This is a genomic window from Staphylococcus sp. AntiMn-1, assembly GCF_001663395.1.
Taxonomy (GTDB): domain Bacteria; phylum Bacillota; class Bacilli; order Staphylococcales; family Staphylococcaceae; genus Staphylococcus; species Staphylococcus equorum.
The window spans coordinates 2,125,793-2,140,362 of the sequence record NZ_CP012968.1; the positions used below are offsets into that span (position 1 = coordinate 2,125,793).

The 14,570-nt window shown below is 33.2% G+C and carries 16 protein-coding genes and 1 pseudogene; 9 read left to right on the forward strand and 8 right to left on the reverse strand.

The features are described 5' to 3' along the window. Window positions 1–290 precede the first annotated feature (290 nt). The 3 genes from AOB58_RS10255 to AOB58_RS10265 form a co-directional block, all read right to left on the reverse strand. A complete protein-coding gene (locus AOB58_RS10255; protein ID WP_064783392.1) occupies window positions 291–1,595 on the reverse strand; it encodes a TcaA second domain-containing protein in 1,305 nt (434 codons plus the stop codon). 15 nt (window positions 1,596–1,610) lie between these two features. Then, entirely contained in the window at window positions 1,611–2,435 is an 825-nt protein-coding gene (locus tag AOB58_RS10260) for a zinc ribbon domain-containing protein (protein ID WP_064783393.1), read from the reverse strand. A 240-nt stretch (window positions 2,436–2,675) separates the two neighbouring features. Further along, on the reverse strand, window positions 2,676–3,875 hold the full coding sequence (locus AOB58_RS10265; protein WP_237283146.1) for an ROK family protein: 1,200 nt from the start codon (window positions 3,873–3,875) through the stop codon (window positions 2,676–2,678). 157 nt (window positions 3,876–4,032) lie between these two features. On the opposite strand from AOB58_RS10265, the gene AOB58_RS13820 reads away from it, so the two are divergent. The 9 genes and pseudogenes from AOB58_RS13820 to AOB58_RS10305 all read left to right on the forward strand — a co-directional run bounded on the left by AOB58_RS13820 (window position 4,033) and on the right by AOB58_RS10305 (window position 11,270). Beyond that, a complete protein-coding gene (locus AOB58_RS13820; protein WP_237283147.1) occupies window positions 4,033–4,278 on the forward strand; it encodes a hypothetical protein in 246 nt (81 codons plus the stop codon). After that, window positions 4,206–5,360, forward strand: a complete 1,155-nt coding sequence (locus tag AOB58_RS10270; RefSeq protein WP_237283148.1) for a PTS sugar transporter subunit IIC — start codon at window positions 4,206–4,208, stop codon at window positions 5,358–5,360. The genes AOB58_RS13820 and AOB58_RS10270 overlap by 73 nt, the downstream gene beginning before the upstream one ends. Window positions 5,361–5,373: 13 nt before the next feature. Further along, window positions 5,374–6,270 carry a DUF7916 family protein gene (locus tag AOB58_RS10275; protein WP_002506561.1) on the forward strand — a complete coding sequence of 299 codons (897 nt, stop codon included), beginning with the start codon at window positions 5,374–5,376 and terminating at the stop codon, window positions 6,268–6,270. A 30-nt stretch (window positions 6,271–6,300) separates the two neighbouring features. Then, the gene (locus tag AOB58_RS10280) at window positions 6,301–6,621 is read left to right on the forward strand and encodes a PTS sugar transporter subunit IIB (RefSeq protein ID WP_002511583.1); all 321 of its coding nucleotides are present in this window, start codon (window positions 6,301–6,303) and stop codon (window positions 6,619–6,621) included. Between the two features lie 10 nt (window positions 6,622–6,631). Beyond that, complete coding sequence (locus AOB58_RS10285; protein WP_064783394.1) at window positions 6,632–6,958, forward strand: PTS lactose/cellobiose transporter subunit IIA; 327 nt, start codon at window positions 6,632–6,634, stop codon at window positions 6,956–6,958. Window positions 6,959–7,200: 242 nt separating this feature from the next. Then, a complete protein-coding gene (locus AOB58_RS10290) occupies window positions 7,201–9,144 on the forward strand; it encodes a BglG family transcription antiterminator (RefSeq protein WP_064783395.1) in 1,944 nt (647 codons plus the stop codon). Window positions 9,145–9,158: 14 nt separating this feature from the next. Next, entirely contained in the window at window positions 9,159–9,599 is a 441-nt protein-coding gene (locus tag AOB58_RS10295; RefSeq protein ID WP_021338844.1) for a PTS sugar transporter subunit IIA, read from the forward strand. Window positions 9,600–9,604: 5 nt separating this feature from the next. Beyond that, window positions 9,605–9,889, forward strand: coding sequence for a PTS sugar transporter subunit IIB (locus AOB58_RS10300; protein WP_021338843.1), 285 nt, complete (start codon window positions 9,605–9,607; stop codon window positions 9,887–9,889). Window positions 9,890–9,912: 23 nt separating this feature from the next. Continuing rightward, window positions 9,913–11,270 (forward strand): annotated as a pseudogene (locus AOB58_RS10305) (PTS ascorbate transporter subunit IIC). A 103-nt stretch (window positions 11,271–11,373) separates the two neighbouring features. Here AOB58_RS10305 and AOB58_RS10310 read toward each other — a convergent pair. From AOB58_RS10310 to AOB58_RS10320, 5 genes are all read right to left on the reverse strand, one after another. Further along, a complete protein-coding gene (locus tag AOB58_RS10310) occupies window positions 11,374–11,730 on the reverse strand; it encodes an MmcQ/YjbR family DNA-binding protein (protein ID WP_064783396.1) in 357 nt (118 codons plus the stop codon). A 271-nt stretch (window positions 11,731–12,001) separates the two neighbouring features. Then, window positions 12,002–13,006, reverse strand: coding sequence for an MFS transporter (locus AOB58_RS10315; protein ID WP_250636770.1), 1,005 nt, complete (start codon window positions 13,004–13,006; stop codon window positions 12,002–12,004). After that, window positions 12,999–13,178: an MFS transporter gene (locus AOB58_RS13935; RefSeq protein ID WP_250636771.1), complete on the reverse strand. Its 180-nt coding sequence runs from the start codon at window positions 13,176–13,178 to the stop codon at window positions 12,999–13,001. The genes AOB58_RS10315 and AOB58_RS13935 overlap by 8 nt, the downstream gene beginning before the upstream one ends. 20 nt (window positions 13,179–13,198) lie before the next feature. Continuing rightward, window positions 13,199–13,381, reverse strand: coding sequence for a hypothetical protein (locus AOB58_RS13825; RefSeq protein ID WP_237283149.1), 183 nt, complete (start codon window positions 13,379–13,381; stop codon window positions 13,199–13,201). Between the two features lie 325 nt (window positions 13,382–13,706). Next, window positions 13,707–14,420, reverse strand: coding sequence for an IclR family transcriptional regulator (locus AOB58_RS10320; RefSeq protein WP_021338838.1), 714 nt, complete (start codon window positions 14,418–14,420; stop codon window positions 13,707–13,709). Between the last annotated feature and the right edge of the window lie 150 nt (window positions 14,421–14,570).

Consider the following 14,570-nt stretch of genomic DNA (forward strand, 5'->3'; position numbering starts at 1 on the left):
AAGTAGTCCAGGTCTCCAGGATCTAGTGGATTTATAAACATTATGAGTTTATTACAATAAAATTCTAACATGTAATATTATAATTATATACACTTGCATATAAAAGTTACGAAAATCGTTACAATTAAAAATAAATGAAAGTGGAGTAGAGTGATAAAAAAAGGAGGATTGAAGATGTTCGAATAACGTGGATAACAACACATAATTAAAATTATTTTCAAAAGAAGTAAGAAAGATATATTTAAATAAAAACAGCCCACGTATACAACGTAGGCTGTTATAAAACAATATTAATATCCAGAATTGACTTCTTCACCGTCTTCATCATATTCTGTGACATAACCATCATCATCTATAGTATATGATCCAGCTAAATTACCGTCTTTATCGGTAAATGAAAATCCCCAACCATCATCTGTTTCTTCAGGTTCTTTATAAGTATAAGTATCAGTGTCTAAACTTTCGCCTTCATATGATTCGACTTTGTCTATAACATTATCACGTGTGACTTCCTCATCATCTGAACTGGATGGGTCTTCGTCTTCTTCAGATTGAGTTTCTTTTTCAAATACTTTGTCTTCATGGTCGCTAATAGCTTCATCATCAAAGGTTAAAGTCACATCAACTTCTTCCTCATCGTTTTCAGGGCTTGAAACATTCTCTACATTTGATGTGAATTGTTTACCTTCAACTTCAGTTGTAGCATATACTTCTACTTTTTCATCAGGAGAGTATGGACCAAATGTTTCGCTAGCGTATTCATTAAAGTCTTGTTGTTCCTCACCATTGATATAAAGCTTTAGTGAATCTGAATCGATATATGCTGAATCAGTACTTACAGTGAAGCGCTTTTGTTTGAATTGAGGCTCAGCATCGCTACTTTCTGACATATCGATATGAACGACGCCATCAAACTTTTTCTCATCTACTTTTTGAGTAGCTTTTAAATCGTATATTCCAATAGGGAAGTCATCAAGTGTTTTTGTCTTACCTTGTTTTAGTTTCACTTGTTTCGTATCGTCGTTATGTTTGTAAGATAACGTACTATCTTCTTCAGGAAGAATGGTGACAGACTCTTCATTTACATTAAAATTATAGTTTTTAAATATCCCCCATTTTTTACCATCTTGAGAGATGTTGATGAGTTCATTATCGCCAACTGTAACAGAAGAACCACCCATTGTATTATCTTTCATATCTTGCGCAGCGCTTTGGATTTCATTACCAACACGTTCAGGGCTATCTGTTTCATTAATATATTTATAGACAGCTTTGGCTTCGTCTTTAGATAGAGACTCGCCGTTTGCTTTTAAATTATGAGCTAAGTTGCTCGGCTTATTTTTCTTTAAATCATTTGAAATGGCTTCAGCTTGTTTTGTCGGTGAAAGTTGACTTTCAATTATTTTATAAGCTGTAAATAATGCAATAAGGATAACTACAATGACAGCAATTGTAATATAAAATGGTAATTTTGATTTTTTATTATGATTGTCGTTGTTATTTGTACTACGTTGTTGATGTACAGGGGTGCCACACTGTGTACATACTTTTTGGTTTGGTTTAATTTCGGCTCCACAATTACTACAGTATTTCATTAATTAACTCTCTCCTTAATAATCTGTATTAAAATATGAATCTAAAACACTTAAAGAATTTGAAACTGTACCTTCAATAAAGATGCGAAGGATGACACCTAAAATAAGAATATAAATTAAAATAGCATAAACCACGGGCATGCGAAGTGGATGCTTATGACTATGCTTTGTTGTGAGATAAATTGGTGATACTAATGTAAATAGCATAGAAATTAAAACAAGCATTGATCCAAAACTTGGTACATTAATGGCTAGAAATAATAAACCTAATAAGAACGCAATTACAGAAAAAGTATTAACTAATACAAAATCTGAAAGTGCTTTATGTACACTGATTTTAATGTTTAGCAGTTTAATCAATAATAAGGTAATACCAAAAAGTATTGAAATAGCTATTAGTATGTAAAAGGTAATGTTAAAAACGATATTAGCCTTACTTGTTGCAAAAAATGCTATCTCTGCTGGTATAACTAAAGATAATAAAATAAGTGTAACTATAAATCCTGCAATAATGAGACTGAAAAGTGTTTTAAATGTAAATTGATGTTTACTTATAACTTCATCATCTGTCCTAGAAAATGAGTTGGAGAAAAATAATTTTGCCTCATTAAAAATATCATCAGAATGTTTAGTATTATTTTTGTTTGATTGCCTTGGTTGTTTGGGCTGATAAGATGTCTGAGATGATTCCTGATTCTGTGATACATCAGACTGAGATGTATGTTGATTAGTAGTTGGGTTGTCAGTAGATGATAGATCTTGAAGTGTTAATTTGGCGCCACACTCACCACAAAATAAATCTGTGTTTGTAACTGGCTCCCCGCAATTTGGGCAATGCATAAAAATCCCCCTTGTAATATGTTTATTAAAATAGAATATCACAGTTATATATTATGCGCACCGCTTTTTCATAAAATATAAAAATTCATAATTTAAAAAGTTATTTTTATTTAATTTTTGTGAGTTATAAATTTTTATAGTGAATATTTGTTGTAAGAAGTATTAGAAATCAAAAAAGAGGGAGGGAGATAAATAATCTCCTTCTTCCACTTTTATTGAACTATTATATTTTGGCTTCATTTATACTTCTGACCAAATTAAATGTTGGTGGATGGCAAGGGCACAGGCACCTTTTGCACCATTAATAGGCTGATACGACTTCATTTGAAAATCAATTTCACCTAATCCCCCGTATAAGTTTTGGTAACTCAAGTATTCTTTTAAAATAACATTCGTAATATCATTGTTAAATAATGGGCCATGCAAATAAATTTTATTGGTATCAACTAACATTGTTAAATTATTGAGCGTAATTGCAACTGCACGCATGGCATCTTTAATAATTTGTACAATGCCACTATCGCCTAAACGATATGCTTCTATAACAGTATCTAAAGTTATATCATTTGAGTCTGCTACTAAACTTGTGAGATAAGTACTTTGAGCACTTCTATAAATGACTTTAGCTTTATTTATAATATTCATGCCACCTAAATAGTTTTGTAAGCATCCTCTACGACCACATTCACAACGTTCGCCATCTGGATGGATAATAGTATGTCCAACTTCCCCTACAGAAAAGTTAGAAACGCCATATAAATTGCCACGATACATACTAGATGAAAAAATGCCTTTTACAGCATGGAAGAAGATGAAATTTTCGCCATGATTTTCTGATGTAAGTAAATGTTCATATAGGCTCATACAATGTACATTATTTTCTAAAAATACAGGTAAGCTAATACGAGAAAGTAAATCTTCCAAATCAAAACCAGACCAATCACTATTTGAAGCAATTTGTTGAGATGTTTCATCAAAGTGACCTGGTAAAGCAATGCCAACTGCCTGAATATCGTAAGCTGCATGTTGTTTTAAGAAATGATTAAGTTCTTCCAAGATAAAGTTTGGTGTGATTTTTTTTAGAAATTGTGTTGCAGTAATATCGATTATATTTTGATCAACGATATTCCCAAGATTATCAGTTAAGCATAACGTTACAAAATCTCTGGCTAATTCAATACCAACATAGTAATTGTATTTATTACAAATTGTAAGTAATATTTTTTTGCGTCCTGATGTTTTTTTAGTGTTAATAGCATAGTTATCAACTTCAATATCCGTAGATTTAATGAGATTATTTTGTATTAAATCTGCGGTTACTGCAGTTGTTGTTGCGGGTGTAATACCTGTGTTTTTTGCTATATCAACCCTTGATATAGGGCCGCGTACATATATTTCATTTAAAATTTGACCCCGTATCATACGCTGTTTATTTGTCATGTTTGCTTTCATTTTTATCACCATAATTTCTTAATACTCTTATTATTATATTAAAAATAAAAAGTTGCAACTATATTGACACTCTATTAGTTATAAATTATAATTAATTAAAACATTGAAAGCGTTTTCAAAATCGAATCTACGATGGGGTGTTGATGTGAGTAAATTTAATGACGCATTAGAAAAACATTTGTTACCAGTCGCTTCTAAATTGGGATCTAATAAAATTTTGATTTCAATGAGGGATGGCATTATCGTTGCAATGCCTTTGATTATTATTGGTTCATTATTTTTAGTAATCAGTGGTATTGCGATACCAGGCTGGATAGAGTGGCTAGAAGCACAGGGAATTCAACCATATTTAATGAAAGCAGTGAATGGGACATTCGGGTTAATGGGTTAGTTGCAAGTTTCGGTGTCGCACATAGTATTGCCCGGCAATACAATACAGATGGAGTTTCAGCCGGTATTATTGCGATGTCAGCGTTTTTAGTTGTCACACCAAATGTAATGACTGGAGATAAGGTGCCTGAAGAGGCAATACCTCAAATATATATGGGAAGTCAGGGCTTATTTGTAGCACTGATTATTGGTATTATTTCAGGGTTAATTTTTCAGTGGTTTATCAATAGAAACATTAGAATCAAAATGCCAGATCAGGTTCCACCAGCAGTAGCACAAAGTTTTAGTGCATTAATACCTGGGGCAGCTATTATCATATTATGGCTTGCTGTATATATCGCATTGGATAATTTACCTTTTGGCAACATCCATGAATTGATTGTTAATACATTAGGTGTGCCGTTAAGTCTGATGGGAGGTAGCTTAATCGGTACCATTATCTTAGTTGGTCTTAATAGTGCATTTTGGTTTGTCGGTATCCATGGTGCAAACGTAGTAAATGCAGTTATGCAACCTATTTGGTTGAAAAATATTGATGAAAACCGTCTAGCATATCAAGCCAATCCACACGGAGACTTACCGCACATCATAACGCAGCCATTCATTGATAACTTTGTATTTATGGGTGGCGGTGGCTCAACAATAGGACTAGTGATCGTAATTGCGATATTAGCTTTTAAAAAGCGTTCTAGTAAAATCACAAAAACGATGGCACCACTTACACTGATGCCAGGTATATTTAATATTAATGAACCGACATTGTTTGGTTTACCTGTTGTACTTAATGTGAGATTAATTATTCCATTTGTATTAGCACCAATGATTAATGCGACGATAACTTATTTCGCAATGTCGAGTGGTCTCGTACACCTTACAAATGGTACAGCGATGCCATGGACGATACCACCTATCATCAGTGGATTTTTAGCAACAGGACATTATAGTGGTTCATTGGTTCAAATTGTCTGTATCATTATCGATATTTTACTCTATTACCCATTTTATAGAGCGATGGAGAAATATAATTTATATTTAGAAGACAAGGAAGCGAACGGAATAAAAGAAACGGAAGAATCAAAATAAAGGAGTAGATGATATGGTTAAGAGATTATTAAGTGCGAATGCTTCAGAAATAGTGAAAATGACGGCTGAAGAATTAAAACAAAGTATTAAAGCAAGTGATGGTCGGGTAGTGTTAGCAGAGAATGTTGTTACGCGCACACCAGTCATACCAGACATCACAAATGCAGAACTATCACGTGCCTTCGGAGCAGATTTGATTTTATTGAATGGATTAGATGCGTTCAATCCTAAAGTAGAAAATATAGATGAGAACAAACACGTCATCAAAGAATTGAGACGTCTTGTTGCAAGACCTATAGGCGTCAATTTAGAACCAGTAGATGACCAAGCGAGCATGGCAGAAGAAAAATTAAATATTGCTAAAGGACGTCAAGCAAGTCCGAAAACAGTAAAGGCTTTAGAAAAATTAGGCATAAATTTTATTTGCATGACAGGGAACCCAGGTACTGGCGTATCTAATGAAAAGATTGTTGGTGCAATTGCTGAGACAAGAGCAAATTTTTCAGGATTGATTATAGCAGGAAAAATGCACAGCGCAGGTGTAGATGAACCTGTAATTACAAAAGCATATGTTGAAAAATTTATTGATGCAGGTGCTGATATTATTTTAGTACCATCTATTGGAACAGTGCCAGGATTTGATGAAGCACAACTAAAAGACATAGTGAAAGCAGTCCATCATCATAGTGGTTTAGTTATGTCAGCAATAGGAACAAGTCAAGAGAGTTCTGACGCTAGTACAATTAGGGATTTTGCTATTCGAAATAAAATATGCGGTGTGGATATTCAACATATTGGTGATGCAGGCTATGGTGGTTTAGCTCCTGTAGAAAATATTTTTGAATTAAGTAAAGCGATACGTGGACAACGTCACACATTATCAATGATAGCGAGATCAATTAACAGATAGGGTATGGTATTAATAAATGGAGGGATTTATATGGCAGAAAAAACAATAATGCTCGTATGTGCAGCAGGAATGAGTACAAGTATGTTAGTTCAGAAAATGCAGAAAGAAGCTGAAAAACAAGAGTTAGACCGTGAAATATTTGCAGTTTCAACGACAGAAGCAGATCAAAAAATTGAAGATGCTCAAGTAGATGTTTTGTTGTTAGGACCACAAGTGCGTTTTAAAAAAGATGAATATACTAAAAAAGGTGCGGAAAAAAACATACCCGTAGAAGTGATTGAAATGACGGATTACGGTACGATGAATGGCGCAAACGTATTAAGTGCTGCTGAACGTTTAATGAGCGAATAGGGGTGGGATGATGTCTGAAGAAGAGAAAAATTTAGAATTTGCAATGTCGCTCATTACTTATAGCGGTGATGCTAAAAGTAGTGCGATGGAAGCCATATTTGCAGCTAAAAAAAGTGCATTTGATGAAGCGGAAGCAAAACTAAAACAAGCTGAAGATGCATTACTTGAAGCGCATCATGTTCAAACAAACATGTTAACGAAGGAAGCACAAGGTGAACATATCAATTTGACGCTGTTAACAGTGCATAGTCAAGATCATTTAATGACAGCTATCACTTTTAAAGATCTTGCACAGGAAATGATAGATTTGTATAAAGAAGTAAAAAATAATAAATAATTGTATGATTTGTTATGGTATTGAATCAATGTCAGCAAAAGATGTAAAAGTTTAGTTACTTTTACATCTTTTTTGTTTTGAAAAATAAACAAAGATGTATCAAATTAGGTCTATGCATTTTATAATTTAAAAATAGTATTTTTTATTTAGGTGTGCAACTTTTCGTATTGTGAGACGAAATAGATTACACATCCACACGTACAAGAAAGCGATTACAATATAACTGTAAGGAGGTTGCTGATGTGTTAAGCAAGAGACAACATCATATATTAACGTACTTACTTGAACGTGAAGCCTTTGTTCAAATTCATAATTTAGCAACACAGTTCAATGTATCTGAAAGAACAATTCAATATGATCTTGAATATATTGAAACTATGGAAGATAAATTAGATTTAACGATACATCGGAATAAATATGATGGGATAAAGGTTACAACAACAGCTCCTCAGTTGGCAACATTAGAGCCAAAATATACAGGAACATCGATGCATTATTCAAAGAAAGAACGCATATTATATATCACTTTGAAGTTGTTTGAATCTATTGAACCCACATCATCCCAAGTATTAGCAACTTTAGTTTCAGTAACACGTCGTACGATTGTTGAAGATTTGAAAAATGTTCAATCTTGGTTAGAAGAAAACGATTTGCTTCTTGAGTACAAGAAAAATAAAGGATTTGTGATACAGGGTGAGGAAAATGCTTATCGTAAAGCCTATGCCACACGTGTGCATGAATATTTTCAAACGCATACACATCATATGGGACATCAACTTTTTTCGAATAAAGAGTTAGAACAAATTCGTTTAACAGTCACTTCTATCTTATTAGATGCGAAATATCAGTTAGTTCAAAGTGCAATTGACGGATTGATTTATCACATTTTGATTGCGCTGCATCGTACAAATGAACATTTCGCCTTCGACATACCTGATAAAGAGTATGAAAAGCTCTCTAAAACAGAGCAATTTCATATTGCGCTTAAAATTAAAGGAAAATTAGAAGATATTTTTCAGATTGAATTTCCAAAAAGTGAGGCAGCTTTTATTACTTTGCATTTATTAGGTGCTAAAACGTCAGAAGTGAATGAACTCAATCAACAAATAGACGATTTAGAGGTATTAACAGAACAATTGATTGAACGTATGAGTGGAGAGTTAGGATTAGATTTAATGTCTGATAGCAAATTAGCAAATGGTTTAATCGTACATTTGAGACCTGCAATTCATCGATTGAAGTTTGATATGACGCATGCGAACCCTTTAAATAAGGAGACTCATGCGCAGTATGACCATATTATAGAGGGAATCAAAAGACATGTATGGGGCATTGAAGAAAATTACCAAATCGACTTTACTGATGATGAATTATCATACATCACACTGCATTTTGCTTCTGCGATTGAACGGATTTCAGCAGTGACAACAAATGCCATTAAAGTCGTATTACTTTGTGGATCAGGTATAGGAACTTCTCAATTACTAAAAAGTAGGATGGATCATATTTATCCAGAATTAGAAATTGTAGATGCTTATTCTATATATGAAATAGATGAAGTAATGCTAAAACATGAAGGTATTGATTATATCATTTCTACTGTCCCTTTTGAACAAGCAAGTGTACCAGTAATTAGGGTTACACCATTTTTAAATAAAGATGATCGAAAGCAATTAAATGAAATTATCAACCATTCAAGAGAACGATATGTAAATGATGTCAAAGGGTTAGGACCAACGTTACAAGAAGTATTACCACAATCTCGAATATTGACACAACAGCCAACACTTTTAAGAAATGATGCAATTCGACAATGTGTATCACCGCTTGTAAATGACCAAATCGTAGATGAGGCCTATGCAGCTGACATTATTGAACAATTAGATGCATTTGGACCTTATATGGTAATTAGTCCTCATATTGCATTGATTCATGCTAACCATAAACATGTTAAACAACCTGTAGGCTTTAGTTTAGTTCATTTTAAAACGGGTGTGACCTTTAATCATCAGCAATACGATCCAGTGCATATCATTATTACATTAGCTACGGAGCAGCCGCAGATACATTTAAATGCTTTGCGACAATTTAGCGAGCTAATCATGGACGAATCAACGAGAGCAACACTGTTTTCTGGAAATATAGCAGATATCATGTCATGTATTCGTGATGTAAGTCAACATTAATAAGGGGGATATAAATGAGTCTGGAAATTTTATCATCAGATAAAGTACTGATACGAGATCGAGTAGATGATTGGAAACATGCAATTCGTGTAGCATCTAAACCTCTGCTAGAACAAGGGTACTTTAAACAACAATACATTGAAAAGATGATTTATAGCGTAGAAGAATTAGGACCCTATATTGTAATAGCACCTGAAATCGCAATAGCGCATGCTAGACCGAGTGATGATGTCAAAAAAATAGGATTAAGTTTATTGAAATTGAATCACCATATTAACTTTTCTGAAAATGGACATCATGCTTCTCTCGTGTTTGTATTAAGCGCTGTTGATAACGAAGGCCATTTAGAAATATTAAGGAATTTAGCAACCATCTTAGGGGATTCGAACACAGTTAATAAATTATTAGTAGCAACAGACATTGATGAAATAATAAATATATTTAAAGGAGAATGATGAAAATGAAAATTTTAGTTGTATGTGGTCACGGTTTAGGAAGTAGCTTTATGGTGGAAATGAATGCACAGGAAGCTTTGAAAAATTTAAATGTACCATCAGATATTAAAGTAGAACACAGTGATGTTATGTCTGCGAGTCCTGATATGGCAGATTTATTTATTTGCGGTAGAGATTTAGAAGAAAATACAAAGCACTTAGGGGACGTTATTGTTTTAGATAACATTCTAGATAAGGAAGAGTTACAAAATAAATTGAATGAGAAATTAAGTGATTTGAACATTTTATAAATTATAAGTAAGGGGGCAACGTTATGAAACCTATACTAGATTTTATCGTTGATATTTTGAGTCAACCTGCTATATTAGTAGCTTTAATCGCTTTGATAGGTCTAATTATGCAGAAAAAATCTGCCACTGACATCACGTCCGGTACGATTAAAACAATACTTGGATTTTTAGTGTTAAGCGCAGGGGCGAATGTTGTAACACAATCATTAGAACCATTTGGAAAGATATTCCAACACGCTTTTGGCGTGCAAGGTGTTGTACCTAATAATGAAGCAATTATTTCAATTGCTTTAGAACAATATGGCACAACAGCAGCATTAATTATGGTGTTTGGGATGATTGTTAATATCATTATCGCACGTATTACGAATTTGAAATATATCTTTTTAACTGGTCATCATACATTTTATATGGCAGCCTTTTTAGCTATATTACTGTCAGTAGGTAATATCACTGGGACATTGACAGTAATCACGGGATCTATTATTTTAGGATTAATTATGGCCATATTACCAGCGTTAGCACAACCAACGATGAAGAAAATAACTGGAACTAACCAAGTCGCTCTAGGTCACTTTGGTACAATCAGTTATTGGGCAGCTGGAGAGGTTGGAAAGTTATTTAAAGGGAAATCTAAATCAACTGAAGAAATTAATTTTCCAAAAGGCTTAAGCTTTTTAAGAGAAAGTACAATCAGTATTTCACTCACAATGACATTACTTTATTTTGTGGCAGCATTATTTGCGGGGCCAACTTTCGTACATACAGAAATTAGTGACGGCCAAAACTTTATTGTATTTTCACTGATTCAAGGGTTACTTTTGCAGCTGGTGTGTTTATCATATTAACAGGTGTACGCCTAATATTAGCTGAAATCGTGCCAGCGTTTAAAGGTATTTCTGAAAAATTAGTACCTAATACAAAACCAGCATTAGACTGTCCTATAGTCTTCCCTTATGCACAAAATGCTGTATTAATTGGCTTTTTTGTCAGCTTTATTGTTGGGGTCTTGGGCATGTTCGTCTTATTCTTATTTGGTGGCGTAGTTATACTTCCAGGCGTAGTAGCTCACTTCTTCTTAGGGGCAACTGCTGGCGTTTTTGGTAACGCACGTGGAGGTATTAGAGGTGCAATAGCAGGTTCAGCATTAAATGGCTTGTTAATTACATTCTTACCACTACTGTTCTTGCCATTCTTAGGAGAACTTGGTGGCGCAGCAACGACATTCTCAGATACAGATTTCTTAGTCGTAGGTATTGTCTTTGGTAATATTGCTAAATACCTTGGACTTATCGGTATCGCCGTCTTAGTCTTAATCCTAGCAGCGGTAGCAATATTATTACAAAAACGTACGAATCAAAAAGAAGCAGAAGAACAGTAAAATTAAATAATTAAAATAAAACAGGTGAGCATCTTATAACTAAAGGATGCTCACCTGTTTTTAATATCAATTTAGTGTGAAGTTTTGCTGAAAATGAACAGAGTTAATGTGTTAACTCAAAACTTTCTGCTATTAAATCTTTAATATGATTTATAGAGTTAATTTCATTTAAATTGATGCTTATCCAATTGGATTTATCCATGTGATAGGCTTTGTAAAACCCTTCTTTTTTTCTTAAAGGACCAATAAATTCTTGTCTGACTTTCAAATTCAATACATCTATTTCATCAGTGCCATTTAATCCTATTTTGTCTTGAGAAATATTCATCACTAAAGCAAACCATTTTTTGCTATCTTTATGTCTTAAAGCTGCAAAGTTCGAATAAGTTTGCCAAGGATAATCTGGTTTTACATCATAATTACGATTCACATAATTAAAAACTTCTTCTCTATCTAACATTATTTCACCTTCTTATTAATTATCTTCCCGTATTATTTTAATTTAATCTCTAGCGATATGGCAGTGTGTTTATGAATGTACTATACAATTGTATGAAATTTTGGATTGTAAAATAACCATTTTCATTAAAAAAGCAGTGATTTGACTCACTCCTTCGGGAAAAGCGCTAGCCGAAAACTATAGGCTGAGACTATGACCACGGTAAGCGTGCACAAAAAAGGAATGGGAGAGAAATCTAATTTTTATAACAAGATTTTTCTCCCATTCACATTTAAAGTATAAAGTTATTTAACTTCGTTCGGTACGTCTTTCGGCACGTCTTTAACTTGATACGTTTTTTATATTCTTCACTTGCATGTTGCATGGGTATTAAATAAAGTGCTAAGGCAGCTATTAAACCTGGAATAGCAAAAGCGATAAAGTACATAGGCATAGGTAATGCAAATGTGAGTAAAAAGCCACCCATTAGCGGTCCAATCATTCCGCCGACTCTCCCAATACCAGAAGCTGTACCTAGCGCTGTGGATCTAATATAGGCTGGGAAATATTGCGATACGAAAGCTTGAACGAGATTTTGTGAACCTATGGTAGCAGCGCCAGCGATTGCAATTAAAATATAAATAACAAATATATTAACATCTTTACCTAAAGACAATAGAGATAAAGAAATAGCGCCAGCAATGTATAATGGCACAAGTAGTTTTTTGGAACCAAATTTGTCACATAGTTTTCCGATTATAAGTGTTCCTACGATTGCTCCAACTTGTAATACGATTAAAAACATTAAACTAGAATTTAATTCATATCCTGCTCGCATCATTAAATTTGGTAACCATGTATTTAAACCAAAAATCATTAATAAACAGCAAAAAAAAGTTAACCAAAATAAGACTGTACTGAGCGCCCTGTTTTCTTTAAATAAGTCCATTAAAGGCACTTTAGTAGTAGAAACTTCGATATCTTTTATCGTATCGTTCATTGATATGTTAAGTTTTGGATCAATTTTTCTTAATGTATTTACTGCTTCTTTTTTCCTATTAGTACGATTTAAATAACTAAACGTCTCAGGTAATTGCTTAAGTAAAAACGGTAGTGCAAATATAGGTAAAATTGCCACCCAAAAGATTGAGCGCCAACCTCCGATAGGCATTAATGTTAACCCTAATACTGGTGCAAGAATACCACCAATTGAGTAGCCACATAACACTATTGAAACGACAAGGATTTTCATTCTCTCAGGTGCAAAATCTGTTGCTAGTGCAATTACATTAGGCATGATCCCCCAGACCTAAACCTGCTAAAAAGCGATAGATGCCAAACTGTGTTGTATTTGCAGCAAACCCACAAAGACATGTAAATAAGCTGAATAAAACCAATGTGATTGCTATGACATTTTTTCTACCAATACGATCAGCTAGAATGCCAAAACCTATAGCCCCAAACATCATACCGAATAGGCCATAACTACTTAAAGTACCTGCTTCAATTTCGGAGAGCCCCAATCCTCAATTAACATAGGTACTGCTGTGCCATACAAAACTAAATCATAGCCGTCGAAAATAATAAGAAAAAAGCTCCAAAAAATTAATTTAAAATGAAATTTGTTGAACTTACTTTTATTCACTACTTTGGTTGTATTGATTTCCCCCATAAATATAACCCCTCCATGAAATTAAACACTAATAATTAAAATATGATAATAAAACAGTATATTTATCATATTAGTGTCCTTTGTTCTTTATTGGTGATTATATAGGTGTTTTTTTACAATTACAATGAAAAATGTGAAAATTAAGAATATTTAATTGCTATGGAGATGTAATTCAAACTGTTAGAAAACTAAGAGAAAAGGGCTGAGCGGTAAAATTAATACGATATTTTAACCTCAAAAAAAGAGCCATTAAAATCATTTAATGGCTCTTATGTATTCAATTAATAGTCTAATCAACAGAAAATGATTTGACTTACCTTGAGTATTAAAGGTGTAATCCTAATAATTTAGAAATTTCTTTTTGCTTTTCTAATAAATAGTGTGTATCCGGTGATTCTACTGAATCTGGTAAATTGTCTTTTACTCCTATAACTGAAATAATCCCTTCTAGTTCTTTATTAAATGTAAACACAGGGAAAGAAACAGAAGAAATTGTAGGTATCAACGGTTCTGCAGCGAAAGCAATTTGTTGATTGTGAATTTTATTTAATTCTTCATCTTCGTACTCTTTTTGAGTTTCATCAAAAAAGACTGCAAATATTTTACCGGAAGAAGATTTCGGGGGAAGTACTGTACCAATTTGGGCACCAATATTTAAAATACCTTCTGCATGCCAAATTTTTGTAACGACTGGGCCTCGTCGAGTGATTACTGAATATAAGACTGTATTGTTATTGTGACGGCCAATTTCTTGTAAGTATGGTGTCACAATAGCCAGTGAGTCTAAATTACCCATTGCTGACATACCTAGTTGTATGAGTTGGTTTCCTAAATGATATTCACCTGTAGCTGGGTTACGATAGACCAATTCATTATTAGCTAAAGTATTCATATATTTATATAAGTTACTTTTCGTAATAGAGGTAATTTTTTGAATCTCACTAAATTTCATAGGGGATTTAGATTTCTGTAATACATTCAATATTTTAATACCTGTATCTAAAGATTGGATATAGTCTTTACTCTTTTTATCCGCCATTTATTACTCACGCTCCTTCATGCAATCAAATTATAGCACAATATTCTAGCACTATACATTTACTCAATTATATTTAAAAATATTGTCTTTTTATACTAATAGAAATGAATTACTAACAAAAGGAAGATTGACAATTTTCTGACAATTAAT

What these genes read in the sequence shown, in the direction of transcription:
- AOB58_RS10310 (WP_064783396.1), bottom strand. Translation starts at nt 11,730, where the DNA reads ATGTTAGATAGAGAAGAAGTTTTTAATTATGTGAATCGTAATTATGAT.
- AOB58_RS10285 (WP_064783394.1), top strand. Translation starts at nt 6,632, where the DNA reads ATGTCTGAAGAAGAGAAAAATTTAGAATTTGCAATGTCGCTCATTACT.
- AOB58_RS10320 (WP_021338838.1), bottom strand. Translation starts at nt 14,420, where the DNA reads ATGGCGGATAAAAAGAGTAAAGACTATATCCAATCTTTAGATACAGGT.
- AOB58_RS10300 (WP_021338843.1), top strand. Translation starts at nt 9,605, where the DNA reads ATGAAAATTTTAGTTGTATGTGGTCACGGTTTAGGAAGTAGCTTTATG.
- AOB58_RS10255 (WP_064783392.1), bottom strand. Translation starts at nt 1,595, where the DNA reads ATGAAATACTGTAGTAATTGTGGAGCCGAAATTAAACCAAACCAAAAA.
- AOB58_RS13825 (WP_237283149.1), bottom strand. Translation starts at nt 13,381, where the DNA reads ATGGGGGAAATCAATACAACCAAAGTAGTGAATAAAAGTAAGTTCAAC.
- AOB58_RS10280 (WP_002511583.1), top strand. Translation starts at nt 6,301, where the DNA reads ATGGCAGAAAAAACAATAATGCTCGTATGTGCAGCAGGAATGAGTACA.
- AOB58_RS10315 (WP_250636770.1), bottom strand. Translation starts at nt 13,006, where the DNA reads ATGCCTAATGTAATTGCACTAGCAACAGATTTTGCACCTGAGAGAATG.
- AOB58_RS10295 (WP_021338844.1), top strand. Translation starts at nt 9,159, where the DNA reads ATGAGTCTGGAAATTTTATCATCAGATAAAGTACTGATACGAGATCGA.
- AOB58_RS10260 (WP_064783393.1), bottom strand. Translation starts at nt 2,435, where the DNA reads ATGCATTGCCCAAATTGCGGGGAGCCAGTTACAAACACAGATTTATTT.
- AOB58_RS10265 (WP_237283146.1), bottom strand. Translation starts at nt 3,875, where the DNA reads ATGACAAATAAACAGCGTATGATACGGGGTCAAATTTTAAATGAAATA.
- AOB58_RS13935 (WP_250636771.1), bottom strand. Translation starts at nt 13,178, where the DNA reads ATGATGTTTGGGGCTATAGGTTTTGGCATTCTAGCTGATCGTATTGGT.
- AOB58_RS10275 (WP_002506561.1), top strand. Translation starts at nt 5,374, where the DNA reads ATGGTTAAGAGATTATTAAGTGCGAATGCTTCAGAAATAGTGAAAATG.